The 25,603-nt window shown below is 71.6% G+C and carries 24 protein-coding genes and 1 tRNA gene; 15 read left to right on the top strand and 10 right to left on the bottom strand.

Going from position 1 to position 25,603, the window contains the following annotated elements; genetic code table 11:
• The first annotated feature begins 669 nt into the window (after positions 1-669).
• The 5 genes from KV381_RS32600 to KV381_RS32620 all read left to right on the top strand — a co-directional run bounded on the left by KV381_RS32600 (position 670) and on the right by KV381_RS32620 (position 3,966).
• Positions 670-1,296, top strand: coding sequence for a hypothetical protein (locus tag KV381_RS32600; RefSeq protein ID WP_218786935.1), 627 nt, complete (start codon positions 670-672; stop codon positions 1,294-1,296).
• Between the two features lie 87 nt (positions 1,297-1,383).
• Positions 1,384-2,292: a hypothetical protein gene (locus KV381_RS32605; RefSeq protein WP_146065464.1), complete on the top strand. Its 909-nt coding sequence runs from the start codon at positions 1,384-1,386 to the stop codon at positions 2,290-2,292.
• Positions 2,289-2,672, top strand: a complete 384-nt coding sequence (locus KV381_RS32610) for a hypothetical protein (protein ID WP_103538004.1) — start codon at positions 2,289-2,291, stop codon at positions 2,670-2,672. The genes KV381_RS32605 and KV381_RS32610 overlap by 4 nt, the downstream gene beginning before the upstream one ends.
• Before the next feature lie 52 nt (positions 2,673-2,724).
• Positions 2,725-3,405 (top strand): alpha/beta hydrolase, encoded by a 681-nt coding sequence (locus tag KV381_RS32615; RefSeq protein WP_103538003.1) that lies wholly within the window; start codon positions 2,725-2,727, stop codon positions 3,403-3,405.
• A 57-nt stretch (positions 3,406-3,462) separates the two neighbouring features.
• Positions 3,463-3,966 carry a GNAT family N-acetyltransferase gene (locus KV381_RS32620; RefSeq protein ID WP_030076509.1) on the top strand — a complete coding sequence of 168 codons (504 nt, stop codon included), beginning with the start codon at positions 3,463-3,465 and terminating at the stop codon, positions 3,964-3,966.
• A 41-nt stretch (positions 3,967-4,007) separates the two neighbouring features.
• Here the strand turns inward: KV381_RS32620 and KV381_RS32625 are convergent, their stop codons facing one another.
• Positions 4,008-4,574, bottom strand: coding sequence for a YciI family protein (locus tag KV381_RS32625; RefSeq protein ID WP_086778629.1), 567 nt, complete (start codon positions 4,572-4,574; stop codon positions 4,008-4,010).
• Positions 4,575-4,725: 151 nt separating this feature from the next.
• Between KV381_RS32625 and KV381_RS32630 the strand changes: the two genes are divergently transcribed.
• Entirely contained in the window at positions 4,726-6,792 is a 2,067-nt protein-coding gene (locus KV381_RS32630; RefSeq protein WP_103538002.1) for a phosphocholine-specific phospholipase C, read from the top strand.
• Positions 6,793-6,929: 137 nt separating this feature from the next.
• Here the strand turns inward: KV381_RS32630 and KV381_RS32635 are convergent, their stop codons facing one another.
• The 3 genes from KV381_RS32635 to KV381_RS32645 all read right to left on the bottom strand — a co-directional run bounded on the left by KV381_RS32635 (position 6,930) and on the right by KV381_RS32645 (position 9,592).
• Positions 6,930-7,838: a DUF2510 domain-containing protein gene (locus KV381_RS32635; RefSeq protein WP_030623712.1), complete on the bottom strand. Its 909-nt coding sequence runs from the start codon at positions 7,836-7,838 to the stop codon at positions 6,930-6,932.
• A 105-nt stretch (positions 7,839-7,943) separates the two neighbouring features.
• On the bottom strand, positions 7,944-8,636 hold the full coding sequence (locus KV381_RS32640) for a response regulator transcription factor (RefSeq protein WP_093807112.1): 693 nt from the start codon (positions 8,634-8,636) through the stop codon (positions 7,944-7,946).
• A 2-nt stretch (positions 8,637-8,638) separates the two neighbouring features.
• Positions 8,639-9,592, bottom strand: coding sequence for a HAMP domain-containing sensor histidine kinase (locus KV381_RS32645; protein WP_030076519.1), 954 nt, complete (start codon positions 9,590-9,592; stop codon positions 8,639-8,641).
• Between the two features lie 334 nt (positions 9,593-9,926).
• Between KV381_RS32645 and KV381_RS32650 the strand changes: the two genes are divergently transcribed.
• The 5 genes from KV381_RS32650 to KV381_RS32670 all read left to right on the top strand — a co-directional run bounded on the left by KV381_RS32650 (position 9,927) and on the right by KV381_RS32670 (position 14,286).
• Positions 9,927-10,214 carry a DUF3040 domain-containing protein gene (locus KV381_RS32650; protein WP_030076521.1) on the top strand — a complete coding sequence of 96 codons (288 nt, stop codon included), beginning with the start codon at positions 9,927-9,929 and terminating at the stop codon, positions 10,212-10,214.
• Positions 10,215-10,454: 240 nt separating this feature from the next.
• Positions 10,455-11,186 carry a FadR/GntR family transcriptional regulator gene (locus KV381_RS32655; RefSeq protein ID WP_086777663.1) on the top strand — a complete coding sequence of 244 codons (732 nt, stop codon included), beginning with the start codon at positions 10,455-10,457 and terminating at the stop codon, positions 11,184-11,186.
• A gap of 168 nt (positions 11,187-11,354) precedes the next feature.
• Entirely contained in the window at positions 11,355-12,122 is a 768-nt protein-coding gene (locus KV381_RS32660) for a (Fe-S)-binding protein (protein ID WP_103538001.1), read from the top strand.
• Positions 12,119-13,657: a lactate utilization protein B gene (locus KV381_RS32665; RefSeq protein WP_103538000.1), complete on the top strand. Its 1,539-nt coding sequence runs from the start codon at positions 12,119-12,121 to the stop codon at positions 13,655-13,657. Before KV381_RS32660 ends, KV381_RS32665 begins: the two co-directional genes overlap by 4 nt.
• Complete coding sequence (locus tag KV381_RS32670; RefSeq protein WP_030076530.1) at positions 13,654-14,286, top strand: LUD domain-containing protein; 633 nt, start codon at positions 13,654-13,656, stop codon at positions 14,284-14,286. Before KV381_RS32665 ends, KV381_RS32670 begins: the two co-directional genes overlap by 4 nt.
• A 44-nt stretch (positions 14,287-14,330) precedes the next feature.
• Here the strand turns inward: KV381_RS32670 and KV381_RS32675 are convergent, their stop codons facing one another.
• On the bottom strand, positions 14,331-16,307 hold the full coding sequence (locus KV381_RS32675; protein WP_103537999.1) for a DUF2264 domain-containing protein: 1,977 nt from the start codon (positions 16,305-16,307) through the stop codon (positions 14,331-14,333).
• 135 nt (positions 16,308-16,442) lie between these two features.
• Between KV381_RS32675 and KV381_RS32680 the strand changes: the two genes are divergently transcribed.
• A complete protein-coding gene (locus tag KV381_RS32680; RefSeq protein WP_030076534.1) occupies positions 16,443-17,237 on the top strand; it encodes a sulfite exporter TauE/SafE family protein in 795 nt (264 codons plus the stop codon).
• A gap of 34 nt (positions 17,238-17,271) precedes the next feature.
• Here the strand turns inward: KV381_RS32680 and KV381_RS32685 are convergent, their stop codons facing one another.
• Complete coding sequence (locus KV381_RS32685; protein WP_103537998.1) at positions 17,272-17,760, bottom strand: hypothetical protein; 489 nt, start codon at positions 17,758-17,760, stop codon at positions 17,272-17,274.
• A gap of 109 nt (positions 17,761-17,869) precedes the next feature.
• On the bottom strand, positions 17,870-18,349 hold the full coding sequence (locus KV381_RS32690) for a DUF309 domain-containing protein (protein ID WP_030076541.1): 480 nt from the start codon (positions 18,347-18,349) through the stop codon (positions 17,870-17,872).
• Between the two features lie 111 nt (positions 18,350-18,460).
• Here KV381_RS32690 and KV381_RS32695 point away from each other — a divergent pair, with 111 nt between their 5' ends.
• Together KV381_RS32695 and KV381_RS32700 are read left to right on the top strand one after the other, a co-directional pair.
• Positions 18,461-21,115 carry an AAA family ATPase gene (locus tag KV381_RS32695; RefSeq protein ID WP_030076542.1) on the top strand — a complete coding sequence of 885 codons (2,655 nt, stop codon included), beginning with the start codon at positions 18,461-18,463 and terminating at the stop codon, positions 21,113-21,115.
• Between the two features lie 50 nt (positions 21,116-21,165).
• Positions 21,166-21,239 (top strand) — tRNA-Pro (locus KV381_RS32700).
• 563 nt (positions 21,240-21,802) lie between these two features.
• Here the strand turns inward: KV381_RS32700 and KV381_RS32705 are convergent.
• Complete coding sequence (locus KV381_RS32705) at positions 21,803-21,955, bottom strand: hypothetical protein (protein ID WP_181008127.1); 153 nt, start codon at positions 21,953-21,955, stop codon at positions 21,803-21,805.
• Between the two features lie 244 nt (positions 21,956-22,199).
• Positions 22,200-23,174 (bottom strand): UDP-glucuronic acid decarboxylase family protein, encoded by a 975-nt coding sequence (locus KV381_RS32710; RefSeq protein WP_103538015.1) that lies wholly within the window; start codon positions 23,172-23,174, stop codon positions 22,200-22,202.
• 339 nt (positions 23,175-23,513) lie between these two features.
• Here KV381_RS32710 and KV381_RS32715 point away from each other — a divergent pair, with 339 nt between their 5' ends.
• A complete protein-coding gene (locus KV381_RS32715; RefSeq protein WP_256995196.1) occupies positions 23,514-24,644 on the top strand; it encodes an acyl-CoA dehydrogenase family protein in 1,131 nt (376 codons plus the stop codon).
• On the opposite strand, the gene KV381_RS32720 is transcribed toward KV381_RS32715, so the two are convergent.
• On the bottom strand, positions 24,610-25,581 hold the full coding sequence (locus KV381_RS32720; RefSeq protein WP_103537996.1) for a hypothetical protein: 972 nt from the start codon (positions 25,579-25,581) through the stop codon (positions 24,610-24,612). The two genes, KV381_RS32715 and KV381_RS32720, sit on opposite strands and share 35 nt — an antisense overlap.
• Positions 25,582-25,603 lie beyond the last annotated feature (22 nt).

Here is a 25,603-nt window from a genome sequence, read left to right on the forward strand (position 1 = left end):
TCGTCTCCTGCGGTGCGGGCGTGAGCGGAATGAGCATTGTCACACGTCAGCCCTACTTCAGGCGGGTGTTCGCCCGGGCCCGACGACGCGAGCGGCGGCGGCCCTGCTGTGGCTCAGAGCATGCGACCGCTTGTCCTGGCGCGCGGTGTCCCGACCTGCGGAGTCTGGATGACGAGCGGCCTGCCGGGCTGTCGGCGGCGAAGTGGTAGCGGCCTCCCCTGGGGCCCATTGCTGGCGGTCCAGGCTCCTACCGCCAACGCCAACCCTCTGACCGAGGGCAAAGGCCATTCGCCGCCGTACCCACGCCTACGTTGGCGAGCCAGTCTCTCAACCCGGCGGTGTCCCTTGGACGCAGGCGTCACGGACATGTCCCATGGGGACCAGTTGGGGACCAGAGGGTGTCCGCGCGCACCCGAACGGCACGCACCGAACCACACGCTGTGCACCCTATTTTCTAGATGTATGTACAGATAAAAGGGATGACCCCTACTCCTGGGGGTCAAGGGGTCGCAGGTTCAAATCCTGTCGTCCCGACTTTGCTTCGGCGAGTCGGAAGCCGTCTTCTCATCCTTGAGAAGACGGCTCTCTGTGTTTGCGCGCGTCAGGGTCACGCCCCCACGAGGGTCGCCACGCCGTGGTTGAATCGCGGTGGGGGGATGGTGGGGCGGTTTGAGTCGAGCCACTGCGAGTACGGCCACCCGGCTGCTCTGCGTCGGTGTCTATCGTGATCCGTCGTTCCGTGCCGCGGTGATCGAGGAGCTCTACGTCCGCGAGGAACGGTTCGTGGCCCCCTCGCCGGGCGCCGACATGGCGTGTGTGCTCGCCCACGCGCTCCGAGCGCGGCGCGTGGAGGCCGGCTTCGCGGCGGTGACCTTGCTCCTGTGGGGTGCGTTCGGTCTCTTCACCCAAGGTCTTGTGCTGCTGTGGCTGGTGCCCTTTCTGTTCGTCGGCCTCTCCGACGTGGCCGGAGGGCGTGTGCCGGAGGCGGCCCCCCGCCGTGTGGTGGCGGCGGGCGCGCTCACGCTGTGCGGTGTGCTGGCAGCGGTGTTGACCGTGCCGCTCTTGACGGGCGGTGCGTTGGGGGTCTGGGGAGCGGGACGCGACGACGTACCGGAGGTGCAGACCCTTCTCGCGTTCCTCTTTCCCTTCGCGCTGGCCGAAGTCGTGGATCTGCGCTGGCGGTGGCTCGCCTCGGTGCTGCACCGCGAACTGTCCGCGGAGGGGTTCAGCGGTGTGCGCGCGGGGTCGGTCGGCCCGCGCGGCGCGGCGACGCCCGTGCGCCGCGGTACGGATTGATTCCGGCGCGTCCGTCGGCGCATCGAGGAGGAGCAGCATGCTCGCCTGGTGATGTACCGGCCGGAGAATCCGTTCTGTGGTGTGGGTGTGCCGAACGAACCCTGGTCCCTCTCGGTCGAGTTGCGCCCGAGGGAGGGGCAGGTGCCCGAGCCGGTGGACAACCGGACGACCCTGGGCCATCTGGTGCCCACGCTGGAACGCCTCCGGACCCCGTCCAGGCCCGGCGGGACCAGCGGCGTACGGGACCGCCTGCGGCTGCTGGAGATCGAGGAGGTGGTGTTCCTGCCGGTCGAGGGCCTGCCGCATCGGGACGTCGGTCCGAGGAACATGGGGTCCTTCGACGAGCACCGCGCCCAGGCGGTCGAGGAGGGCGGTGAGGCCCGCCGGTACTACCTCCGGATCTCCGTCGTGGGCTGGGACGGTCAGCTCGTCGTCACCGTCTTCGTGCGGGTGCACACCCAGGGGGGAATCCTGGTCCTGGAACTGGTGCCGTTCACCTTGCACCCGGTGAAGGCCGCCTACCGCAGGGCCGACCGGGAGGCGCGGGCGTGGCGCCGGGGCGGCCCGTGGGGGAGGACGTCATGGGTGTTCCGGCGGGTTCCGGGGGCCACGTTCGCCGGGCCGGTCACGTTGCTGCGGCAGATCGTCTCCGTCCTCCGGGGTGCGGGTCGTGGCCGGTCCCTGCCGGACGGCCCCGCCGTATCGGTGCGCGAGCTCGGCTCGGACGCGGAGCTGCCGCCGTTCCCGGCCATGGACGCCCAGCGCTATCTGACGAGCATCAAGGAGCGGGTGGCCACCGAGGTGCGGCAGGCACTGCACGAGGCAGGCTGGCAGACCGGTGAGTTCGAACGGAAGGTCGTGAGCGTCGCCAGCGGGGGAATCTTCATCGAGTCCGCCCACGGCGCGGTCGGTATCGGTGACGGGAACACGGTCACCACACACATGTCAGGCGCGCAGAGCGCAGGGAACGCACAAGGGGAACAGGAGGACGCATGACCGAGAACCAGGACGCGCGCCCGGCAGGAGTCAACATCGGTACCGTGCACGGCGTCGCGGTCGTCGGCGACCACAACACGGTCACCTACGGAAACCCGGACCGGGCCGAGGAACTGCGCCTGTCCGTACGGCGGTTGCGGGCCGAGATCGCCGAGTGGCGGAGGGCCGGAGGAGAGTATGCCGACGGGAGCCTTGACGCTGTCCGCAGGCTGGACGACGAAATGGCCGACGTGGAGGGGGAGTTGGCGTCCCGGACCGCACCGAGCCCGGCTCGGCTGGCAAGGCTGCGCCAGGCGTTGGCCGACGCTGGTGCGGTGACCGCGACCATGGCCTCGGCGGCTGCGGTGGGGCAGGCTGTGGGCGCACTGCTCGGCGGTTGACCCGGCGGTCGAGCGGCCACACGTCGACATCCGACCCGAGGAGGCGGGACAGCTGCCCGCGGTAGTACTCGTTCACGGCCTTTACCACCGTCCCGAGCACTTCGACGCGGTGGCGGAACGCCTGCGGACCGGGGGAGCCGAGGTCGTCGTACCCGAGCTCCACCGGGGCTCGCTGCCCGCTGACACCGTGGCGGTCCAGGCGGTTGTCGACTCGCTGACGGAGCCTCCGCTCCTGCTCGGCCACTCCTACGGCGGCTCGGTGATCACCGGCGTGCGTGGCGCGGGACATCTGGTCCATCTGGCGGCCTTCGTACCGGACACCGGCGAGAGCGCCGCCACGCTGGGCGGGGCGTCCCCGCGCCTCCAGGACGCGATCGTTGCCGAGCCCGACGGATCGACGAGCCTGCGCCCCGACCGCGCCGCCGACGTCCTGTACCACGACTGTTCCGCGCCTCTCGCCGACCGGGCCGTCGCCCTGCTCCGCCCGCAGGCCCCCGGCTGCGGGCGGGGAGTCCCGACACACCACAGCTGGAAGGACACCCCCTCCACCTACGTCGTCTGCGGCCGGGACCGGGTCATCGACCCTGCTCTGCAACGGAGGATGGCCGCGCGCTGCACGGAGGTACGTGAATGGCGCACCGGGCACTCCCCGTTCGTGGGGCAGCCCGGCCTCCTGGCGGACCTGCTGCGGGGCTTGCTGCGCGAACCGCGCGAACCCGTGCTCCAGCAGTAGCTCGCGCGACGGCCCCACGAGGCGGAGCGGGCTCACCCATGGGGCAGAGTGGGCCCCATGGCCACCTACGAGACGATGCCGTTCCACCTGGAGACCGAGCGTCTGATACTCCGGCCCTGGGCCGAGTCCGACGCCGCCGACTTCTCCGCGCTCCTCGCGGAACGCGGCAACGGCACACCCCCGGTCGAGCGCATCCGGAAGTCCATCACGGAGCTCCTGGCCGCGACGGAGACCACAGGGATCGCCCTGCTGCCCATCGAGCGCCGTGAGGAGGGCGACTTCATCGGCTACTGCGGGCTGATCATCGGCCGTACCACCCTGGAGGAGCCCGAGATCGCGTACGAGCTGTTCCGGCACGCGCACGGGCGCGGCTACGCCACCGAGGCGGCCGGCGCGGTGCTCGAAGCTGCCGTGGCGACCGGCCGGAAACGGCTCTGGTCGACCGTCGGGACGTGGAACGCTCCGTCACTCCGCGTTCTGGAGAAGCACGGCTTCGAGCGCGATCACGTCTCCACGGAGGACAACGGCGAAGTGGTGTGGCTCACGCGCTCATTGCCGTGAGGCCGGCCCGCCGCGCGCCCCGCGGCAACGGGCTGGGGCACTCAGGTGCGGCCGCCGCGCTGCCAGCTCTGGGTGGTGAGCGGCACGGGCCCGCCGCCGAGCCGGTCCGCCAGCGGCCGCACCAGGCTCCGCGCTTCGTCCGGGCGCGCCCGCACGGCCGCGACCAATCCCGTCGTACGGTCCCGGTCGTCGTCGACCAGCGCGGCCACGAAGGCCGGCCGCTCGTCCGCGGCCACGGCCGACAGCCACGGCTCGGCCTCGCCCGGCGTGCGGGTGCGCGGCGACCAGCGGGCGGTGACGAGCGTGTACAGGGCGTCCGCCGCCGGTTCGCGGTGCAGCAGCACCACCACCGGGTCCGCGGTGTACGCCTGGTAGAGACCGGCCTTCCAGAACGGCTCCTCGGTCGCGAACCGCTCCGCCGCCGCCCGGTCGGCCAGGTCGACCACATGGACGCTGCCCGTGTGCTCCTCCCCGTCGTCGGACAGGGTGGGCCCGCGGAATATCAGCCCGTCGGCGAACCGGTCCATGTAGGACCAGTGCTCCTCGCAGAGTTCGGTCAACTGGTCCGCGACATCGGGTTTGTCCTGTGCGTGTACGTAGAACGGCATGCCGGAACCGTACCGGGGCTCCGGAGCGGACGGCACGCGTCGCGCGTACCGCCGGAGTTAACCGTTGCGTCACGACCTCTTCCGTTCTGTTCGGTTCTCTTGGAACATCCTGTTCGCTTCTGTTCCCCACACTCCAAGAGGCCCCTCACTCATGGCTGAAATGAATCGGCGCCGCTTTTTCCAGATAGCCGGTGCCACGGCGGGGTTCGCCGCGCTGTCGGGCAGCATCGACCGCGCCGCCGCGATTCCCGCCCACCGTGCTTCCGGGACGATCGAGGATGTCGAGCACATCGTCGTCCTGATGCAGGAGAACCGTTCCTTCGACCACTACTTCGGGGCGTTGAAAGGGGTACGGGGGTTCGGCGACCCGCGGCCCGTGACCCTGCCGAGCGGGAAGTCCGTCTGGCACCAGGCCGATGCGGCGGGCAAGGAGACCCTGCCGTTCCACCCGACCGCGGACGACCTGGGCATGCAGTTCCTCCAGGGCCTCAACCACGACTGGGCGGGCGGCCACCAGGCGTACAACGACGGGCGCTACGACCGCTGGATCCCGGCCAAGACGCCGACGACCATGGCCTACCTGACCCGGGACGACATTCCGTTCCACTACGCGCTCGCCGACCGTTTCACCGTGTGCGACGCCTACCACTGCTCGTTCATCGGGGCCACCGACCCCAACCGCTACTACCTCTGGTCGGGTCACACCGGCAACGACGGCACCGGCGGCGGGCCCGTCCTCGGCAACGAGGAGCGGGGCTACGGCTGGACGACGTACCCCGAGCGGCTGGAGGAGGCCGGGGTCACCTGGAAGATCTACCAGGACATCGGCGACGGTCTGGACGGCCCCGGCGGCTGGGGCTGGATCGACGACGCCTACCGGGGCAACTACGGCGACAACTCGCTGCTCTACTTCGACGCGTACCGCAACGCCCGGCCCGGCGACCCGCTGTACGACAAGGCGCGCACCGGTACGAACGTGGCCGACGGCGACGACTACTTCGACGGGATCGCCGCCGACGTCCGCAACGGGAAGCTGCCGCAGATCTCCTGGGTCGCCGCCCCGGAGGCCTTCACCGAGCACTCCAACTTCCCCTCGAACTACGGCGCCTGGTACATCGCGCGGCTGCTCGACGCGCTGACGTCCGACCCCGAGGTGTGGAGCCGCACCGCCCTGTTCATCACCTATGACGAGAACGACGGCTTCTTCGACCACGTCGTACCGCCCCACCCGCCGACCTCCGCCGACCGGGGCCTGTCCACGGCCGACACCTCGACCGAGGTGTACGCGGGCGGCTCCTCGTACGGCCCCGGTGTCTACGGACTCGGGCCGCGCGTCCCGATGCTGGTCGTCTCGCCCTGGAGCACCGGCGGCTACGTGTGCTCCGAGACCTTCGACCACACCTCCGTCCTCCGGTTCATGGAGCAGCGCTTCGGTGTGCGCGAGCCGAACATCTCGCCGTGGCGGCGTGCCGTCTGCGGTGACCTGACCTCCGCCTTCGACTTCGCCCGCACCGAACCGGCCCCGGACGACCTGCCCGACACCTCCGCCTACGAGCCGCCGGACCGCGAGCGGCACCCCGACTACCGGCCCACCCCGCCCGCCGTCGGCGCGCTGCCGAGACAGGAGCCGGGCAGCCGCCCCGCCCGGCCGCTCCCGTACGCCCCGTACGTCGACGCCGCCGTCGACACCGGCACCGGGAAGATCGCGCTCACCTTCAGCCCGGGGACGGCGGCCGGTGCGCAGTTCTACGTCACCTCCGCGAACCGGACCGACGTCCCGTGGACGTACACCGCCGAGGCGGGCAGGACCGTGGCGGACGCCTGGAACTCCGCCTACTCCGGCGGCACCCACGACCTCACCGTCCACGGCCCCAACGGCTTCCTGCGTACGTTCAGGAGCCCCGGTTCCACCGCCGGCCCCGAGGTCACCGCCCGCCACAACGACGGGAGCGGCAACCTCGACCTGACGCTCACCAACCCCGGTGACACCGAGGTCCGCCTCACCCTCGCCAACGCCGGGGCGTACGGGGGAGCGGAGCAGACGGTCACCGTCCGGCCCGGCGCCACGGTGTCGCGCACCATGGACCTGCGAGCGGGCAAGCGCTGGTACGACGTGTCCGTCACGGCCGAGGACGACCCGGTCTTCCTGCGCCGGTTCGCCGGTCATGTCGAGACCGGGGCGGTCGGGGTCAGCGACCCGGCGACGGCCACGGACTGAGCACGGCGGGTCGGCGGCACCGGACGACGACGGACGACGGCGAGCCCGGACCTTTCTCGGTCCGAGCCCGCCGTTCCGTGCCTTCCGGGTCCGCCGTTTTGTGCGGTGCGGGCCGGTGATGTGCGGTGTGCGCTGTGTCAGACCGCCCCGCCGGTGCTTCCACCGGCACCGGACGCGGCCTTGATCCCGCCGGTGATCTCGTCGAGGACCGACAACTTCGGCGCGTCCTTGTTGATGTCGAACCCGGACCGGACCACGACGAGCATGTCCTTGGAGGTGGGGGAGGGGAACACGAGCGATTCCACGTAGCCGTCGTCGCCCTTCTCCGTCACCACCTTCCAGCGCACGACATAGCCCTTGCCGCCCGCCACCGTGACGGCCTCGGACTTCAGCTCCTCGTGCGACCCGATCTTCCCGTAGCTCTTTCCGCCGTAGGACTCCTCGGCGTTGGCGGCGATGTCCTTCTTGGCCGCCTCCTCCGGCGTTCCGGCGGTGAGCTTCATGGCGGCCGCCGGGGCGGAGAACACTCCGCCGCGTACGCAGGTCTCGGCGGTGTCGCCGGGGCAGGGGTGCTCACCCGTCGTCACTCCCGCGCCGACCGCCCCGGACCTCCCCTTCCATCCCTCGGGCACCGGGAGGCTGATCCCGGCGGCCAGGTCGGTGGCGAAGCCCGGCTCGCTCGGCGGAAGCTGCCCGTCGGGCCCCTGGCCTTCGCCGTTCTCCCCGCCGTCGCCCTCGCCGCCCGTTCCGCCGTCCTTCCGGTCGCCGTCCGGCGGGCCCGGCAGGTCGGGGGCGGCGGACGGCGACGAGGCCGCGGTGTCCGGCCGGTCGTTGCCGTCCTCGCCCAGCAGATACACGCCGCCCCCGATGGCGGCGAGCACCACGACGGCGACCGTGACGCCGACGCCGATGCGGATCCCGCGACGGCGCGCCGCACCGGGCGAGGCGCGGACATGGCCGGTCCACTGCGCTCCGTCCCACCAGCGTTCCTGAGCGGGGCCTTTGCCTGAGTGCCCGGGGTCTGGATGCCAGCCGGGCGGGGTCATCTGGGTCACGGGGGCACCCTATGCGGACCGGGTGAGAATCACATGAACTGCCCGCCCTCCCTCCCCGCCCCGCTCGGCCGGAGCCCCGCGCACCCGGCGGTCCGGTCAGGGTTCGATCAGTCCGGCGCGGATCGCGTAGCGGGTGAGCTCCAGACGGTCGCGCAGCCCGAGCTTCTGGAGCAGGTTGGCGCGGTGCCGCTCCACGGTCTTGACGCTGATGACGAGCAGCTCGGCGATCTCCTTCGAGGAGTGGCCCTCGGCGACCAGCTTGAGGATCTCCTCCTCGCGCTCGGTGATGGCCCGCGCCGGCAGGTCCTCGCCGTCCTTGGCCCGGTCCAGGAAGTTGCGGATGAGCGCCGTCACCGCGCCCGGGTAGAGGAACGGCTCGTCGCGCATCGCCGCCCGGCAGGCCTCCACCAGGTCCCGGTCCGCGACCGATTTGAGGACGTACCCGGCCGCCCCGGCCTTCAACGCCTCGAAGAAATACTGCTCGTTGTCGTACATCGTGAGCATCAGGATGCGCAGCCCGGGCATGACCCGGGACAGTTCGCGCGCCGCCTGGAGGCCCGTCAGGCGGGGCATCGCGATGTCCAGAATGACCAGGTCGGGCTGTTCGCTGCGGGCCATCTCTATGGCCTCGGCGCCGTCGCCGGCCTCGGCGACGACCGTCAGGTCCGGCTCGCCGTCGAGGATCAGCCGGACGCCGCGACGCACCAGGGCGTGGTCGTCCGCCAGCAGGATGCGGGTCGGAGCGGCGGCGCCCCGGGCGGGCGTGGCGATGGACGGTGAGGTGGGCATGGTCACTTGCTTCCGTTCGGGACGGGCACATCGAGACGTACTTCGGTACCGCCCTGCGGGCCGGGGCCGAGGAAGACCTCGGCCCCGATCAGCAGAGCGCGCTCGCGCATACCGCGCAGGCCGGCTCCCTCGGGCGCGTCCCCGAGGCCGCGGCCGTCGTCGCGGATGCGCAGCTCCACCCCGCAGGCGCTGCGCCGCAGGGAGAGTTCGAGGCGGGTGGCGCGGGCGTGCCGGACCGTGTTGGTGAGGGCTTCCTGCGCGATCCGGTAGACGACCAGTTCGGCCTCGGCGCCCAGCTCCGGCAGATCCTTCTCCATCCGGCGGCGGATCGTCAGCCCGTCCGGCGTCGGCGTCTCGGTGATCAGCGCCGTCAACGCGCTGACCAGGCCCAGCTCCTCCAGCACCCCCGGCCGCAGCCGGCGGGCGATCCGGCGGATCTCGTCGAGCGACCCCCGGGTGATCTCCTGGACCTGCCGCAGCTCCTCGCGCAGCGGCTCCGGGGCGTGGTCGGCGACCCGCTTCAGCTCCAGCAGAACGGCGGTCAGCGTCTGCCCGACCTCGTCGTGGAGCTCCTGCGCCACCCGCCGGCGCTCGGCCTCCTGGGCGGAGAGCGCGCGGGCACTGCTGGTGGCGCGCTCGGCCTCCAGCCGGTCCAGCATCGTGTTGAACGTCTCGATCAGGGCGGCGATCTCACCGTGCCCCGCGACCTCGGGGCGCGGGCTCGGACGCAGCAGATCGGTGGTCGTCATCGCCCGGGTGACCCGCTGGAGCGGGAAGAGGCCGAGCCGGAGCAGGGCCGCGTTGGCCGCGAGCATGAAGGCGATACCACCGGTCAGGATCATGGCCTCGGTCAGCAGGACCGGGGTGGAGATCGTGATCGGCCCGAGCAGCAGCAGGGCGCCGGCCGCGACCAGCACGGCGGCGTTGAGCAGGAAGATCCGCCAGAAGAGGGACAAGGCCGAACGGCTCCTTCGGAGGTCGGGTCGTGCGGGCGCGCTGACAGCCTCCACTATCGCCGCTGTGCGGGGCGAAGCGTGCCGCCGCCCGGGCCCGCGGCCCCGACACGCTTCCCCGGCGGCCTCCGCCCCGGGCCACTCTCCGGAGTGCCGCGTGCGCGCCCCGTCTGCATGGTGCGCCCCCCCCGGATATGGGTGCTGCCCCCGATGGTCCCCGCAGGGCCCTCCGGACGACCATGAGGTCCAGGGCCCCGGGGGGCCCTGCCCCGTGCCGCGGTACGGGGAGCCGGGGCTTCAGGAGCCGAGAGGGTTTCCGTACCGGGAGGGAGACACCATGCCCACGTACGACGAGCGGCTGCGTGAACTCGAGGAGCAGCTGCGTCACGACGATCCCGGGTTCGCCGAGGCGATGTCCGACGGGACGCCGCGCACCCCGCGCGAGTACCGCCGTCGCAACGCCTGGCTGTGGCTCGCCGTCGGGCTCGCCGCACTGGGCATCGGCATCGCCATGGGTCACGGCCTCCTGATCGCCGCGGGACTCGTCGTGTCGGGTGCGGCGGCCAACCTCTTCGACCCGCAGCGCGGACGTCAGCACGGGCAGGACATCCCCACCACCCGCTGATCGCGCCCCATGTCCCGGCGGTGCCCGCATACACCGCCCCACCGGCCCCTTCCGGCCGGCGTCAAGGCCTCGTCCGGATCGTCGGGCGGGGCCTTCGCGCGTAGCACGTCGCACGTACGCGGTACGCATGCACCGCCGTACGCCCACCCGCACGGAAGTACGGTCCGATGTGAGGTCCGACCACATGCCCGGTGTGACATAGGCTGCATGTCCGGATCCGGCCGACACAGGGAGATGCGGATGCCCGTCGAATGGCAGCCCGTGCAGCAGTCCCGCACCCATGAGCTGGTGCTCCGCAGCATCGAGGAACGGGTCGTCGCCGGAGAGCTCCGGGCCGGCGACCGGCTGCCGCCCGAACGGGAACTGGCCCCGGTGCTCGGCGTCAGCCGCTCCGCCCTGCGCGAGGCGCTGCGCGTGCTGGAGACCATCGGCGTCCTGGTGGCCCAGCCCGGCCGGGGGCCCGACGCCGGGGCCCGGATCGTCCGCAACCCCGACGACGCCCTGGGCCGGCTGCTCCGCCTGCACTTCGCCCTCGGCAGCTACAGCCTCCAGGACGTCCTGGAGGCCCGGGTGGTCCTGGAGCGCTCCAGCTTCGAGGCCGCCGCCTGCCACGCACCGGACGAAGACCTCGACGCGGCGGAGGAGCTGGTGGCGGGCATGGCGGAGCCGGGGATCGGGGTCAGCGGCTTCAACGACCTGGACACCCGCTTCCACGTCCTCATCGCCCGCAGCTCCGGCAACGCCCTGACGTCCACGCTCACCTCCGCCGTACGCGAGTCCGTGCGGCCGCTGATCCTGCGCGCCCTGGAAGCGGCCGAGGACTGGCCGGCCACGGCCCGCGCCCTCAACGCCGAGCACGAGGCCCTTCTCGCGCTGGTACGGGAAGGGAAGGGCGCGGACTCCGCGGACCTGGTGGAACGGCATATCCGAGGGCTGCACGGGACCCTGGTGGACGAGCCCACCGCACCGTAGGAGTTCGAGAGGGCGGTGTGGCTGCGGTGTGACGCCGCGTACCGCGGACACGCGGCGTCACCGACACGCGGCGTCACCGACACACGGACGTTCCCTTCAGCGACCCGTGCCTAGTATGGTCCGACCATAGAAACCTCGATCCCATGTGAATCCGACCGGGGAGGCTCCATGCGCATCGGACTCTTCGCCACCTGTCTGGGAGACACACTCTTCCCCGACGCGGTGCAGGCCACCGCGATCCTGCTCACGCGCCTGGGGCACGAAGTGGTGTTCCCGCCGGGGCAGACCTGCTGCGGGCAGATGCACATCAACACCGGCTACCAGCGAGAACCCGTGCCGTTGGTGCGGAACTTCGCGGACGGGTTCGGCGACGCCTCGATCGAGGCGGTCGTGATGCCGTCGGGCTCGTGCGCCGGTTCCGTACGGCACCAGCACCGGATCGTCGCCGACCGCTACGGGGACACCGCACTCCGGGCCGGAGTGGAGACCGTCGCCGCGAAGACGTACGAGCTCTCCGAACTCCTCGTGGACGTCCTCGGCGTCACCCGGGTCGGCGCGTACTTCCCGCACCGGGTGACGTACCACCCCACCTGTCACTCGTTGCGGATGCTCCGCGTCGCCGACAAGCCTCTCCAACTCCTGCGCGCGGTCGAGGGGATCGATCTCGTCGAGCTGCCCGGCGCCGAATCCTGCTGCGGATTCGGCGGCACCTTCGCGCTCAAGAACGCCGAGACGTCCACCGCGATGCTCCACGACAAGACGGACAGCATCACGGCCACCGGGGCGGAGGTGTGCACCGCCGGGGACTCCTCCTGCCTGATGCACATCGGCGGTGGGCTCTCCCGCATCCGGTCCGGCACCCGCACCCTGCACCTCGCCCGGATCCTCGCCGCGACCCGCACCACGCCCGACGTCCTGACGGAGGCCGCCGTATGAGCACGTTCCTCGGCATGCCCGCCCCGCCGCCCCGCTCGCCGTACGGCACCGGAAACCTCCGCGGCGACCAGAGCTTCCCCCGCGCCGCCCACGACGAACTGGGCAACGACCAGCTCCGCCGCAACCTCGGCCGTGCCACCGGCACCATCCGCGCCAAACGGCTGAACGTCACGGGCGAACTGCCCGACTGGGAAGACCTGCGGGACGCGGGCTCCGCCATCAAGAGCGACGCCATGAACCGGCTGCCCGAACTGCTCGAAGAGCTGGAGCGCAAGGTCACCGAGCGCGGCGGCACCGTCCACTGGGCCCGCGACGCCGCCGAGGCCAACGCGATCGTCGCCCGGCTGGTGAAGGCCACCGGCAGCGACGAGGTCATCAAGGTCAAGTCCATGGCCACCCAGGAGATCGGACTCAACGAGCACCTGGAGTCGGTCGGGATCACCCCGTACGAGACCGACCTCGCCGAACTCATCGTGCAGCTCGCCCACGACAGGCCCTCACACATCCTGGTGCCCGCGATCCACCGCAACCGGGACGAGATCCGGCGGATCTTCCTCGACCACATCCCCGGCGTCGACCCGGAACTGGACAACATCCCCGCCCACCTCGCCGCCGCCGCGCGCGGCTACCTCCGCGAGAAGTTCCTGACCACGAAGGTCGCCGTCTCCGGCGCCAACTTCGGCATCGCCGAGACCGGCACGCTGGCCGTCGTCGAGTCCGAGGGCAACGGCCGCATGTGCCTGACCCTGCCCGACACCCTCATCACCGTCATGGGCATCGAGAAGGTCATCCCGCGCTACCAGGACCTGGAGGTCTTCCTCCAGCTGCTGCCCCGCTCCTCGACGGGGGAGCGGATGAACCCCTACACCTCGCTGTGGACCGGCGCGACGCCCGGCGACGGACCGCGCGACTTCCACCTGGTCCTCCTCGACAACGGGCGCACCGCCGCCCTCGCCGACGCCATCGGACGCGCGGCCCTCAACTGCATCCGCTGCTCCGCCTGCCTCAACGTCTGCCCGGTGTACGAGCGGACCGGCGGCCACGCCTACGGATCGACCTACCCCGGGCCGATCGGCGCCGTCCTCACCCCGCAACTGGCCGGGATGCACGCGGCGAAGGACGATCCGAACAGCTCCCTGCCGTACGCCTCCAGCCTCTGCGGAGCCTGCTTCGACGCCTGCCCGGTGAAGATCGACATTCCGTCGCTGCTGGTGGAGTTGCGCCACCAGCACACCGAACAGGCGGGCGTCACACCGGAGAAGCTGGCGATGAAGGCGGCCGCCGCCGTGATGCGCCGCCCGGGTCTCTACACCGCCGCGCAGAAGGCGTCCGGGCTCGGGCGCGTCATCGCGGGGCGCGACGGAACGATCTCGCGGCTGCCCCCGCCGCTCAGCGGCTGGAGCGACAGCCGCGACACCGCGGCCCCGCCCCGGCAGACCTTCCGCGCCTGGTTCGCCTCCGACGAGGGCACGGCCGCCCTGCGGGCCGCGGCCGCCGAACGGAACAGCGACCACAACGAGGAGGACGCGACATGAGCGGCGCCCGCGACACCGTGCTGGGCCGGATCCGCGACGCCCTCGCGCTGGCCCCGACGCCCGCCGTCGTCGTCCCGCGCGCCTACCGCACCGGCCGCGCCCTGCCCGACGACGAACGCCTCGCCCTGTTCACCGACCGGCTCCTCGACTACAAGGCACGGGTCCACCCCTGTACCGCCGACCGCACCGCCGAGGTCGTCGGCGAGGTCCTGCGGGAGCACTCCGTCCGCCGCATCGGCGTGCCGGCCGGGCTCGACGCGCGCTGGCTCGCCGGGTACGACGGCGAGGCGCGGCAGGACGACGCCGACGTCACGCCCGCACAACTCGACGCCCTGGACGCCGTGGTGACGGCGTCGGCCGCCGGCTGCGCCGAGACCGGCACGATCTTCCTGGACGGTTCGCCCGGCCAGGGCCGTCGGGCGCTGTCCCTCGTCCCCGATCTGCATGTGTGCGTCGTCGACCTCTCCACGGTCGAGGTGGGCGTGCCCGAGGCGGTGGCCCGGCTGGTGCCCGAACGGCCGACGACGCTGATCAGCGGTCCGTCCGCCACCTCCGACATCGAACTGGAGCGGGTGGAGGGCGTCCACGGGCCCCGGACGCTGGTGGTGGTGATCCGTACGGACGCGTAGCCGTCGGGGCGTCGGCGCTCGGCGGCGGCCAGGGGCAGCGGCGGTCAGGGAGCGTCCGGCCGCCCGTGCACCATAGTCACCACCGGAACGGCCGGCGCCGCCGCACCGCCGAACGTGATCCGCGTCCGCGCCCCGTCCTCGGCCCAGCGCACCTCGACCGTGTCACCGGCCACCTCCACCCGTTCCACCACCCCGTCCAGCGGGCCGGTCTCCGGAGCGGTTTCCGGTTCGGCGGTCCCGGCGGTCCCGGCGGTCTCGGTGGTCAGGGAAGCCAGCGCCGCCAGGATCATCGTGCCGGTCACCTCGGCGGCGAGCCGGGGCACCGTCGCCCAGGGCGCGAACGCCGTTCCCTGCGGGGCCCGTACGTCCTCGGGCGCTTCCCAGCCGTGCAGCCCCCGCAACCGCGAGCGCACCGGGCCGCCGGGGTCGGTCGCCCAGCCCGTCAGCTCCGCCCGCGCTCCGTCCGGCGCGCCCAGCACCCGGTGCACCCGCAGCTCGTGGCGGCCCCGCGCCACGGTCACGCTCTCCACCCGCAGCCCGGGAACGGTGGACGGGCCCGCCGGGAACACCGGCAGGTGCCAGGAGGCAGCCCAGCCCCAGCCGTCGCCGTGCCCGGCCCCGAGCGGACGGATGCGCCGCCGGGCGCTGCGCGCCCCGCCGACCGTCACCGACAGATGGTTGTCCGCCGTGTTCGACGCGGAGGTCGGCCCCGTCACCGTGGAGTACGCGAGCCGCGCGTAGTGCGGGTCCTCGTCGGCGGCCGACTCGCCCTCGTCCGGGCGGACATGGTCGCTGCCGTGGTTGTGCAGCCGCACCACACCGTCCGCCCGCGTCGACTGCAGCAGAAAGCCCGCCGCCGGTACGGACAGCACCCGGTCGGGGCCCTCGCTCGGAGCCTCCTCCTCCGGCGACGCCCACAGAGGATGCTCGGCCGGGGCCAGGAGCGCCACGAAGGCCTTCGACGCCCAATAAGGGGACGCGGGACCGGAATAGGTCTGCAGCGTCGCCGCGTGCGGGCCGTGCCAACCAAGGCTCAGGAGCCCGTTGTTCCCGACCGCGCCGCGCTCCAGGAAGTACCGCAGCGACCCACTGACCACCCGCCGCGACACCCCCGGTGCGAGCGGAGTGTGCCCGGTCACCGCACCCAGGCCCACACCCGCGCTCGCCGCGAACCGGTAGGTCAGCGAGCGCCCGAAGTGCAGCGGGGCCCCGTCGCCGCCGAACATCAGCGAGAAGCTCTCCAGATGCTCGCGCAAGCGCGCCCCGTGGAGCGCCGACTCCCGTGCGTCGCCCGCGAGGTGGGCGTCCAGCAGCGGATACAGGTGCAGCGCCCAGCCGTTGTAGTGGTCGAAGGCGCGCCCGTCGCCGTCGGCGTACCAGCCGTTCCCCCGGTACCAGCCCGCCAGCAGCTCCAGCGCCCGCTCCCGGGCCCGTGCCGTCTCCGCGTCGCCCCGGCCCACCGACTCCAGGAACCCGGCGACGGTGTAGGGGAAGAGATACCAGTTGTTGCCCGCCGGAACGTGCCGCAGCGCGCCCCTCAGCCAGTGCTCCGCCCGGTCCCGCACGTCGGACGGCAGCCGGTCCCAGAGCCAGGGCCGGGTGAGTCGCAGGCCGAGCGCCACCGATGCGGACTCCACCATGGGCTGGCCCTGCACATCGTGGTCCAGGATCAGCGGCCATGACTCCGCGTCGTCCCGGCCCGGTGTCCGCGTACCGGCGTCGAGCCCGTCCGCGTACCGCTCCAGCAGACCGTTCGGATCCTTCCCGCCCGCCCCCGCGACCCGGAAGCCCGCCGCCAGGAACGTACGCGCGTACCCCTCCAGGCCGTCGGAGCGGACACCCGAGTGCGACGGGGGTCCGGGCAGGTCGAGCCGGGCGCCGCCCGGCGTGGCCCACTTCCAGGCGGCGTCCAGCATCCCGTCGGCGGCCGCCTCCCAGTGGGCGCGGGTGTATCCGGTGTACGGGCTCGACGCGCGGTCTTCCGGGGGCAGTCCGAAGAGGGTGGCAGCGGAGGTGGTCATCCGGGAATCCTGATCGACTGATCGAAGAGGGTCAAGAGATCGATCACTGGCGGACTCAATCGATCAAACGCTCATCAAGGGGGCGGGAGTCTCCGGGTGTCGGCCGAAACCGTTGTGCTTACCATCTTTCCCGACATGGACACCATCAGCCTCTGGCAACTGGCCGTACTCGCGGCGGCATCCACCCTCGTCGGCTTCTCCAAGACGGCCGTCAGCGGTGCCAATACGATCAGCCTCGCGGTCTTCGCGGCCGTACTCCCGGCCCGCGAATCGACCGGAGTGCTGCTCCCGATCCTGATCGCCGGTGATCTCCTCGCCGTACGCGTCTACCGCCGTCATGCCCACTGGCCCACCCTGCTCCGGCTGTTCCCCGCCGTCGCCGTGGGCGTCGTGGCGGGCACCCTGTTCATGCTGTGGGCCGACGACGCGGCGGTCCGCACCTCCATCGGCGCGATCCTGCTGTTCATGACGGGCGTCACCCTGTGGCGTCGCCGGATCGCGGAGCAGGAGGCGGGGGAGCAGGGGACGAACAAGGAGGCCGGGGCCGGGGCCGACAGCGGTGGCGAGGGCGGCACCGGTCGGACCGCGGCGCGCGGATACGGCGTTCTCGGCGGGTTCACCACGATGGTCGCCAACGCCGGTGGCCCGGTGATGTCGCTCTATCTGCTCTCGGCCGGCTTCCGCAAGCTCGGCTTCCTCGGCACCTCGGCCTGGTTCTTCCTGATCGTGAACGTGTCCAAGGTGCCGTTCAGCGTGGGCCTCGGCCTGATCGACGCCCGCTCCCTGCTGCTCGACGCCTGTCTGCTGCTGTTCGTTCTGCCCGGCGCCTACCTGGGCCGCGTCTGCGTCGACCGGATCAACCAGAAGGTCTTCGACCGGATCGTCATCGGTGCGACGGTGGCCGGCGGACTCCAACTCCTGCTGATCTGAGGCCGGTCGGCCGCATGACCGCCCGGCGGCCGCTTCAGGGAAGCAGCAGCCAGTCCGTGCCCACGGCGGCCAGCAGACCCGCCCCCAGCAGCCAGCTGGCCAGCCGGGTGCGACCGTTCCTGCTCAGCTCGATCATCGCGCCGCACAGGATGAGCGCGAGCCCGTAGACGCCGACGACCAGCACCGACGAGCGGCTCGCGATGCGCAGCCCGAGCACGACGGCCATCGCGGCCATGCCCACCGAGGAGAGGACGATCCGCAGGCGCCGGGCCTGGCGCGGAGTGAGTCTCTTCGCGTCCCGACCGTCCCGACCGTCCTGACGGTCCGGGACATCGTCGAGCTCGTCGCTCTCCGCCCCCTTCTCCTTCTCCTTCTCCGGCTCCGTCTTCGCGGCGGTTTCGGCTATCGGGGCGTCGGCGCCCCGGTCCTGGACGGACCGTTCGTCGTCGGGCCCGTCCTCGTGGCCGGTCTCGCGCTCGTCCCGGCGCTGGTCCCGGTGCTGGTCCTGGTCAGAAGTGCTCATGGAGCCGGATCGTAGTAGCTGCGCGGACCTCCGGTTCCCGGACCCGGATCTTCCGCTCCCAGACCCGGCCCTTCCGCCCTCGGGCCCGGCCCCGAGGCCGCCCGCCTGGCTATCCCAGCAGGCGGGGCGCCTCGGCTGCCGCGTCCACCGGTGGGCCCGACTCCACCCGGACCGCCAACTCCCGCGCCCAGTCGCGCAGCCCGGCGACCGCGATCCCGTGCGGCCCGGAAGCGGCGAACGGGGCGAGCGCTCCCGCGCCCCGGCGGAGCAGCCGGGCCCCGCCCTCGGTGTTGCCCCGGGCTGAATGGGTCAGCCCCACCGCGATCTGGGCCAGCCCGCGCCAGAGCTCGCGCTCGTCCTCCGGCCCCGATTTCCAGGCGTCCTCGAAGACCTCGTGCGCATGGAACGGCATCCCCGCGTCCAGCAGCCGCTGCGCCTCCCGGACCGTCTCCGCGGGCGTGCGGACGACCCCCTCCGGCTGTCGTTCGACGCCGGGTGTTCCGTACGGGAGGGGGCGTCCCAGTCCGTCGCGGGGGCGCGCGTTGCGCGCCCGGCCCTCGGCATCACGGTCTCTGCGCGTCTCGTTCACTACTCGATTGTGCCCCGCACCTGCAAGGAATCGTGCGAACCCTGTCGGCGAGCACCCGCGCACGACTAGGCTCGACCGTCGAAGAAGACTGCCTCTGTGGGAAGGGTGGGCATGAAGCCGTCCCGTCCGTTGTACGAGCGTGAACCGGAACTCGCCGCCGCTGCCGAGGCGGTGGATGCCCTGTGCGGTGCGCAGGCCGTCGGCGGGCTTCTGGTCTTCAGCGGAGAGGCGGGGATCGGCAAGACCGCGCTGCTCGCCGAGATCCAGGCGATGGCCGCCGACCGCTGCACCGTCTGGTCCGCCCGTGGCGGCGAGACCGTCACCTCCGTACCGTTCCACGTCGTACGGCAGTTGCTGCAGCCCGCGCTCGACCAGTTCCCGCCCGACGAGACCCGGGCGCTGTTCGGCGACTGGTACGACACCACCGCGCCGGCCCTGGGGCTCGCCGAGCCGAGCGGCCCGCAGCCCGACCCGCAAGGTGTGCGCGACGGGCTGGACTTCGTCGTCGGCCGGCTCGCGTCCCGGCTCAGCCACCGGCCGCTGCTGCTCATCGTGGACGACGCGCACTGGGCCGACGGCGAATCCCTCGCCTGGCTGGCCTCGTTCACCGCCCGGCTCGGCGAACTCCCGGTCCTGGTCGTCCAGGCGCACCGCCCGCAGGAACTGGCCGAACGCGACGCCAACTACATCGCCGACCGTGAGGCCGAGCGCGGCGCCGGCGGCCAGGGCACGGTGAACCGGGTCGCCCTGCGGGCCCTGACGCCCGACGCCACCGCCGTACTGGTCCGCGCGGGCCTCGGCGACCACGCCGACGACCCGTTCTGCCGTGAGGTGTGGGCCGTCACCGGAGGCAACCCGTACGAGGCGGTCGAGCTGGTCGCCAAGGTCCAGGACCGCGAACTGCCGCCCGTGGAGGAATCGGCCGGCGAACTGCGCGAGCTGGGCGCGTCCGCGCGGGGCAGCGGGCTCGTCGCCCGGCTGGAGCGGCTCGGCACGAACGCCAACCGGTTCGCCTGGGCCGCCGCGGTGCTCGGCACCGACATCTCCCAGGAGCTGGCCGCCACGCTCGCCGGAATGAGTTCGGCGGAGGCCGCCGACTGCACGGCCAGGCTGCGCGACGCCCGTATCGTCAGCGGCTTCGACCCGCTGGAGTTCGTCCACCCGCTGATCGCGACCGCCGTCTACCGCTCGATCCCGCCGGCCACCCGCACCGCCATGCACGGGCGCGCCGCCTGGGCGATCACCCGGGCCGGTCTCGGCGCCGCCGCGGCCTCCCGGCACCTGCTGGAGGTCCACCCGGACGACGACCAGGAACTGGTCGCGCAGCTGCGCGAAGCCGCCGGCCAGCACCTCGCCGTCGGCGCGCCCGAGGCGGCCCGGCGCTGCCTGGAGCGGGCCCTGGAGGAGCCGCCCCGTCCCAAGGACAGGGCTGCCCTCCTCTACGAACTGGGCTGTGCGACGCTGCTGAGCTCCCCGCCCACCACGGTCCAGCACCTGCGCGCCGCCCTCGACATGCCGGGGCTCGACGACGGGCTGCGGGTCGACGCCACCTTCCGGCTCGCCGCCGCGCTCGCCCACAACAACCAGCTCAAGGACGCGGCGCTGTCGCTGGCCGCCGAGGCGGCGCGCACCGCGCCCGGCCCCGGGCTGATGCGGCTGCAGGCGGCGCACTTCATGTGGGAGGGCATGCAGGCCGCCGAGGACGACGGACCGGCCCGCTCCCGGCGGCTCACCCGCAACGCCGACCACCTCAAGGGCCGCGACAACGCTGAGCGGGCGCTGCTCACGCTGCGGGCCTTCGACGCCATGCTGCGCGGTGAGAACGCCCAGCTGATCGTCGACCTCTGCGAACGCGCCCTGGTCGACGGCAGCCCCGCCCGGGGCCTCGGCTGGACCGACTCCGAGTGGGGCTTCGAACTGCCCACCATGGTCGGCATCACCTACACCTTCGTCGACCAGCTGGACCGTGCCGAAAGCCTCTTCGGCGAAGCGGTCCGGGCCTTCGAGATCTCCGGCTGGAGCGGGGCCCACCTGGCGTTCGCCCACACCCTGCTCGGCATGGTCCACCGCCGTCGCGGCCGCCTCGCCGAGGCCGAGGGCTTCCTGCGCGAAGGGCTCCGCCTCGCCGACCGTGTCGGTTCCGGACTGCCCGTGCACTGGGACGCGGCCTGCCTGCTCATCGACACCCTGCTGGCCCGCGGACGTACCGACGAGGCGCGCAAGATCGCCGACCGGTACGACTTCGGCCCGCCCTACCCCAGTGCCATGGTGCTGCCGGACGGACCGTGCGTGCGGGGCCGCCTGCTGCTGGCGGAGGGTCGCAAGGAGGACGCCATCGCCGAGCTGGAAGCGGCGGGCGCCGCACTGGAGCCGCGCGAACGCTTCAACGGCATCTGGGCTCCCTGGGCCGGTGACCTGGCGCGCGCCCTGGCCGAGGACGACCCGGCCCGCGCGGCGCATCTCGCCGCCCGCAACCGGGTGCACGCCGAACGGTTCGGCACACCCACCGCCCTGGGCGAGGCCCTGCGCTGCGTCGCCCTCTTCGCACCCCCGGAGCGCTCCGCGCAACTGCTCGCCGAGGCGGTGGGCCACCTGGAGAAGTCCTCCTCCGCCTATGAGCACGCCCTCGCCCGGGTGGACTACGGGATCGCGATCGGATCGCACCGGGAGCTGGCCCGTGCCCAGAAGCAGGCGATGACCTGCGGAGCCGAGGGGCTGGCCGCCCGCGCCCAACAGGCACGCGCGTCGATACGGTCCTCGGAGTGAGGTAATGTTTGTCCTGCGCAGCCGCCCGGGACAACCGGGGGGAAACGCGGCGGGACGTGGCGCAGCTTGGTAGCGCACTTGACTGGGGGTCAAGGGGTCGCAGGTTCAAATCCTGTCGTCCCGACTGGAGACAGTCGCAGGTCAGGGCTGGTTTCGGAGTAATCCGAAACCAGCCCTTGATCATTTCTGGGGACCAGTTGGGGACCAGCGTCCTTGACCGGGGTCAGCGGGTCATGGCGATGGGGCTCGGCAGTGAGCGCGGTGCGGGCTGAGGTGTGCGGAGAGTGCTGCCCCGGCGGCCGTGACCTTGTGTACGTCCGGGTCCAGGCCGCCCTCGGTGTGCAGCCCTGGACCAGGCTGTGGACCGAAGGCCACGGCGACGTCTGGCGAAGCGATACCGAACGTATCGGGCAACGCGAAGATCGATGGCTGCGCGCGCTGCTCGCCGGCCGAGCTTGTTCCCGGGCATGGTGCCGTCGGCGCAGGAGCAGGCGTACTGGATGAACCGTGAGCGGGCGTTGACTTCCAGGTAGCTGGCTTGCATCCACTCCGCGGTGGCCCCGACCCAGGCGACTTCCGGGTGGGGTCGTCGTAGTAGAGGTTGCGCCGGTCCTCCCGGCCCAACTGAGCCAGGACGAGGGCCATCCGCGGAGCCGCCTCCACGGCACGCTCCAGTTGCTCGCACTGTCAGCCGCTGGGGGCGAACGGTGCGCCATTGACGATGCCGATGAAGGCGGACACGCCCCGCAGTTCGGGCTCGATCGCTCCGACCGGCTCGTAGCCGGCGAAGTCCTTGAGCCTGGTCCAGCAGGAGAAATCGGTGGGGTACATCATGTTCACCCGCACTCCGCCGGCGTGGGGAAAGCCGATCGCCGCCACAACCGGTTCGGCCCGTCGGCTGTGAAGTCGAACCGGACCCGGTCATCGTGGACAGGCGGCCTGGCCTTCGCGTTCTTGGTCCGGCCTCCGCGCATACCTGACGCGCTCCACCAGCCGTTGTCCCCGTAGATCCGCCAGGCGGTCCGCTCGGCCATCGGCTCACCTCTTCGGGCGGACTCTCTTTCACCCCCGGGGTCGCCCGGGCTCAGGGGTGGCCCGAGGAAGGGAGCCGTGCAGCCCGCACGTCCCTGAACGACGAGATGACCTCGGCCAGGCCGTGCCGCAGGGCTACCTCCGGCTGCCAGCCGAGTACTTGGCGGGCGAGGCCGATTTCCGGTCGGCGAAGCTGCGGGTCGTCCTGCATGCCGGGCAGGAACGTGATCTCGGACGTGGATCCGGTGAGGTCTCGTATCAGCTCGGCGACCTCCAGGACCGTCATCTCCACCGGGTTGCCGAGGTTCATCGGCCCCGGGTGGTCGCTGCCGACCGCGCGCAGGAGGGCCTCCACGGTGTCGGAGACGTAACACAGTGACCTCGTCTGCCGCCCCGACCCGTAAATGGTCAGAGGTTTGCCCTCCAGGGCCTGGACGACGAAGTTCGGCACCATGCGCCCGTCGTCCGGCTTCATGCGCGGCCCGTAGGTGTTGAACAACCGGACGATGCACGCGTCGACACCGTGCTCCCGGACGTAGGCGGAGACCGCCGCCTCGCCGAACCGCTTGCTCTCGTCGTATACCGAGCGCGGACCAAGCGGATTCACGTTGCCCCAGTACGTCTCGTCCTGAGGGTGGACGAGCGGATCTCCGTACACCTCGCTGGACGAGGCGTAGACGAGGCGTGCGCCCGTCCGTCTGGCCAGCTCCAGCGTGGCCAGCGTGCCGGCCGAACCCACGCGCAGCGTCTCGACGGGCAGGCGCAGATAGTCCTGCGGGCTGGCCGGTGACGCGAGGTGGACGATCGCGTCCACAGGGCTGTCGATCTCCAGGCCGGCACAGATGTCCTGCTTCACCAGGCGGAAGCGTTCGTCCGTCAACAGTTGGGCGATGTTGTCCGGGTTCCCGGTGGAGAAATCGTCCACGCACACCACGCGTCGGCCTTCACTCAGCAGGCGTTCACACAGGTGTGACCCCAGAAAGCCGGCGCCACCGGCGACCACCACATTCTGCCGGTCGTCGTTCATGTTGCCTCCGTATCTCTCACCGTCGTCGGTGTCCACATCCATGGGAAAGAAGAAAAGCCGTGTGAAGGCGCTGGCTCGGACACGGGAGCCTAGCAGTCGGTTCGCGTCCGCGGCAGCATATCCAGGGTCATGCAGCATAGGCTGAAGGTTCTTGACGGTGCGGGGGAAGGCACCATTAAGCTGCCCACCGACATCTGATTCTTTCGCTTTGGGCATTCCCTGGGCCGTGGAATTTCTCGCCGTCCGAGGCAGTGAATGCGTCGCGTACGAAAATGCCTATGCGGGGCAGGGAAGAGGGCAGCGATGAGTGACTTGTGTCGTGACGCGGCGCTGACAGCCGTGAACGTGCTGCGCAAGTACGCGGCGGAAGTGGACGATCAGGCGAGGTTTCCGGTGGAGAGCTTCGCCGCACTCCGCGAGACGGGTCTGCTGGGTCTCGTGGTGCCGACCGAGTACGGCGGAGCGGGCGCCGGCCTGGACTCCTATGTCGACGTGGCCCAGGTCCTCGGAGGCGGCTGTCTGTCGACGGCCCTCGCCTGGGTCATGCACTGCCAGCAGACGGATGCCATCGCTCGCTTCGGCGGCCCTCAGCTGCGTGAACGCGTGCTGCCCCGCGTCGCCCGCGGCGAGTTGTACATCGCCTCCGTGACGACCGAGCGGGGAAAAGGGGGTCATCTCCTCTCTGCCGAAGCGCCGTTGAGCGTGAGTGATGGCGGCCGGCTGCGCATAGAACGGGACGCACCGGTCGTGACGGGGGCGTCCGACGCCGAAGGTTTCCTCATCACGATGAAGGAGAGCGCCGACATGCCCGCCCACGCGGTGTCATTGGTGTATGCCGACCGGGACGCCCTGTCGGTCACCGAGACCGGGGAGTGGAACACGCTTGGCATGCGCGGGACGCGGAGCCTCGGGGTGCGGCTGTCCGGTGAGGTCCCCGCGGACCAGGTCGTCGGCGGCTCCGGGGGATTCCGCGAAGTGGCGGTGGAGTCCATGATCCCCATGGCTCATCTGGGCTGGTCCGCCTGCTGGTTGGGGGCTGCCCGCGCGGCGCTGAGTGAGCTGATCGCTAGCCTGCGGGGACCGCGGCGGCGGGGCCCCGACACCGACTCCGAGCTCGTACGGGAACGGCTGGCCCGAATCCGTATCGACCTGGAGCTGACCAGCGGATATCTGAACCGCGTACAGCAGGAGGTCAGCGCGGCGCGCGTGGAGAACCGGTCGCTGGGCGAGACGGTCGTACAGATTCATCTGAACACGCTCAAGGTGGCCGCGTCCGAGCTGACCTACCAGGCCGCCGACCGCATGGTGCAGTTCGCGGGGCTCGCCGCGGGCTACTCCAAGACATCGTCACTTCCGGTGGAGCGGACCTTCCGTGACCTGCGGGCGGCAAGCCTCAATTACGCGAACGACCGGTTGCTGACCGCGACCGGCTCGCTCATGCTCCTCGATCGCTCGGTTGTGCTGGGATGACCGTCACCGCGGGTGCGTCCTCGTCGTGGCTCGGCAGGCCGCGGCCGGCGGGATGCCTGGTGTGCCGAGTCGCTGTCTGACGTTCCGCGTTGCTGGTGGTGAGGTCTCCGGACAGTAACCGCACGCTCCGGATCTGGCCGTGGTGCAGCGTGATCCGCCCCTGCCACCTGAAGTCGCGGTCCAGAAACTCGACGCTTGCCGCGCCTTTCTCGCGGGCGATCCGGGACCGGGCATAGGTCGAGACGCCCACCAGCACCCGGTCCTCGCTCACGGCGAGACCGCGCGGGAAGCCGTCCGCGCGGTACACCGGCTGCGGGCCGCGCACCACCGTCCCCTCCCGTGACCTGCACAGTACGAACTGCTCCCCGTCGAAGAACAGGTCGTGGCAGTGAGTGCTGCCCGCGGGGACCACCGCGACCAGCCGGGACCGGCTGTCGAAGGCCCAGATCTCGCACTGCCGGGATTCGCGCCGACGACCACTGCCGACCATGACGAACAGAAGCGGGCCTTGCCGGAACAGCGCGCTGATGCGCAGGGGAACACGCGGCGTCCGCTCGTCCAGGTGGAATGAGCGGTCGGCGTGCGCCGCGTGCACCGCAGGCCTGTCGTCGCTGAGCCGGTAGGCGAGAACTCGGTTGCGTGAGGGGTCGGTGACCAAGAGCTCGTCATCGACGAAGTCGATGCAGTTCTCGTCCCCGGGCAGGCCCCAGATGCGGGGGACGACCTCGACGTCCTCTCCCTTCAGGTGCACGGACAGGACATTGCTGTGGCGCCCGGCCCGCTGGGACACCCACAGCGCTCCGTCCCGCACTGTCAGGCCGCAAGCCGGGCCCCGGGTGACGCGCTCGAAGTGCCGTCCCTTCCACAGCAGCAGCCCGCGGGACGTGGAGACGGCGAACGGTGTGTCACCCACGTCGCCCTCGACCTCGCCCGTCACTCGACGGGAGGCCGGCGGTGAC

It is taken from the genome of Streptomyces sp. WY228 (assembly GCF_019287315.1).
In the GTDB taxonomy this organism is placed as follows: Bacteria; Actinomycetota; Actinomycetes; order Streptomycetales; family Streptomycetaceae; genus Streptomyces; species Streptomyces caviscabies.

Coding starts and splice junctions, on each gene's coding strand:
- KV381_RS32635 (WP_030623712.1), bottom strand. CDS start 7,838: ATGACCCCGCCCGGCTGGCATCCAGACCCCGGGCACTCAGGCAAAGGC.
- KV381_RS32680 (WP_030076534.1), top strand. CDS start 16,443: ATGGACACCATCAGCCTCTGGCAACTGGCCGTACTCGCGGCGGCATCC.
- KV381_RS32650 (WP_030076521.1), top strand. CDS start 9,927: ATGCCCACGTACGACGAGCGGCTGCGTGAACTCGAGGAGCAGCTGCGT.
- KV381_RS32665 (WP_103538000.1), top strand. CDS start 12,119: ATGAGCACGTTCCTCGGCATGCCCGCCCCGCCGCCCCGCTCGCCGTAC.
- KV381_RS32660 (WP_103538001.1), top strand. CDS start 11,355: ATGCGCATCGGACTCTTCGCCACCTGTCTGGGAGACACACTCTTCCCC.
- KV381_RS32610 (WP_103538004.1), top strand. CDS start 2,289: ATGACCGAGAACCAGGACGCGCGCCCGGCAGGAGTCAACATCGGTACC.
- KV381_RS32625 (WP_086778629.1), bottom strand. CDS start 4,574: ATGCCGTTCTACGTACACGCACAGGACAAACCCGATGTCGCGGACCAG.
- KV381_RS32695 (WP_030076542.1), top strand. CDS start 18,461: ATGAAGCCGTCCCGTCCGTTGTACGAGCGTGAACCGGAACTCGCCGCC.
- KV381_RS32655 (WP_086777663.1), top strand. CDS start 10,455: ATGCCCGTCGAATGGCAGCCCGTGCAGCAGTCCCGCACCCATGAGCTG.
- KV381_RS32640 (WP_093807112.1), bottom strand. CDS start 8,636: ATGCCCACCTCACCGTCCATCGCCACGCCCGCCCGGGGCGCCGCCGCT.
- KV381_RS32620 (WP_030076509.1), top strand. CDS start 3,463: ATGGCCACCTACGAGACGATGCCGTTCCACCTGGAGACCGAGCGTCTG.
- KV381_RS32670 (WP_030076530.1), top strand. CDS start 13,654: ATGAGCGGCGCCCGCGACACCGTGCTGGGCCGGATCCGCGACGCCCTC.
- KV381_RS32710 (WP_103538015.1), bottom strand. CDS start 23,174: ATGAACGACGACCGGCAGAATGTGGTGGTCGCCGGTGGCGCCGGCTTT.
- KV381_RS32675 (WP_103537999.1), bottom strand. CDS start 16,307: ATGACCACCTCCGCTGCCACCCTCTTCGGACTGCCCCCGGAAGACCGC.
- KV381_RS32685 (WP_103537998.1), bottom strand. CDS start 17,760: ATGAGCACTTCTGACCAGGACCAGCACCGGGACCAGCGCCGGGACGAG.
- KV381_RS32630 (WP_103538002.1), top strand. CDS start 4,726: ATGGCTGAAATGAATCGGCGCCGCTTTTTCCAGATAGCCGGTGCCACG.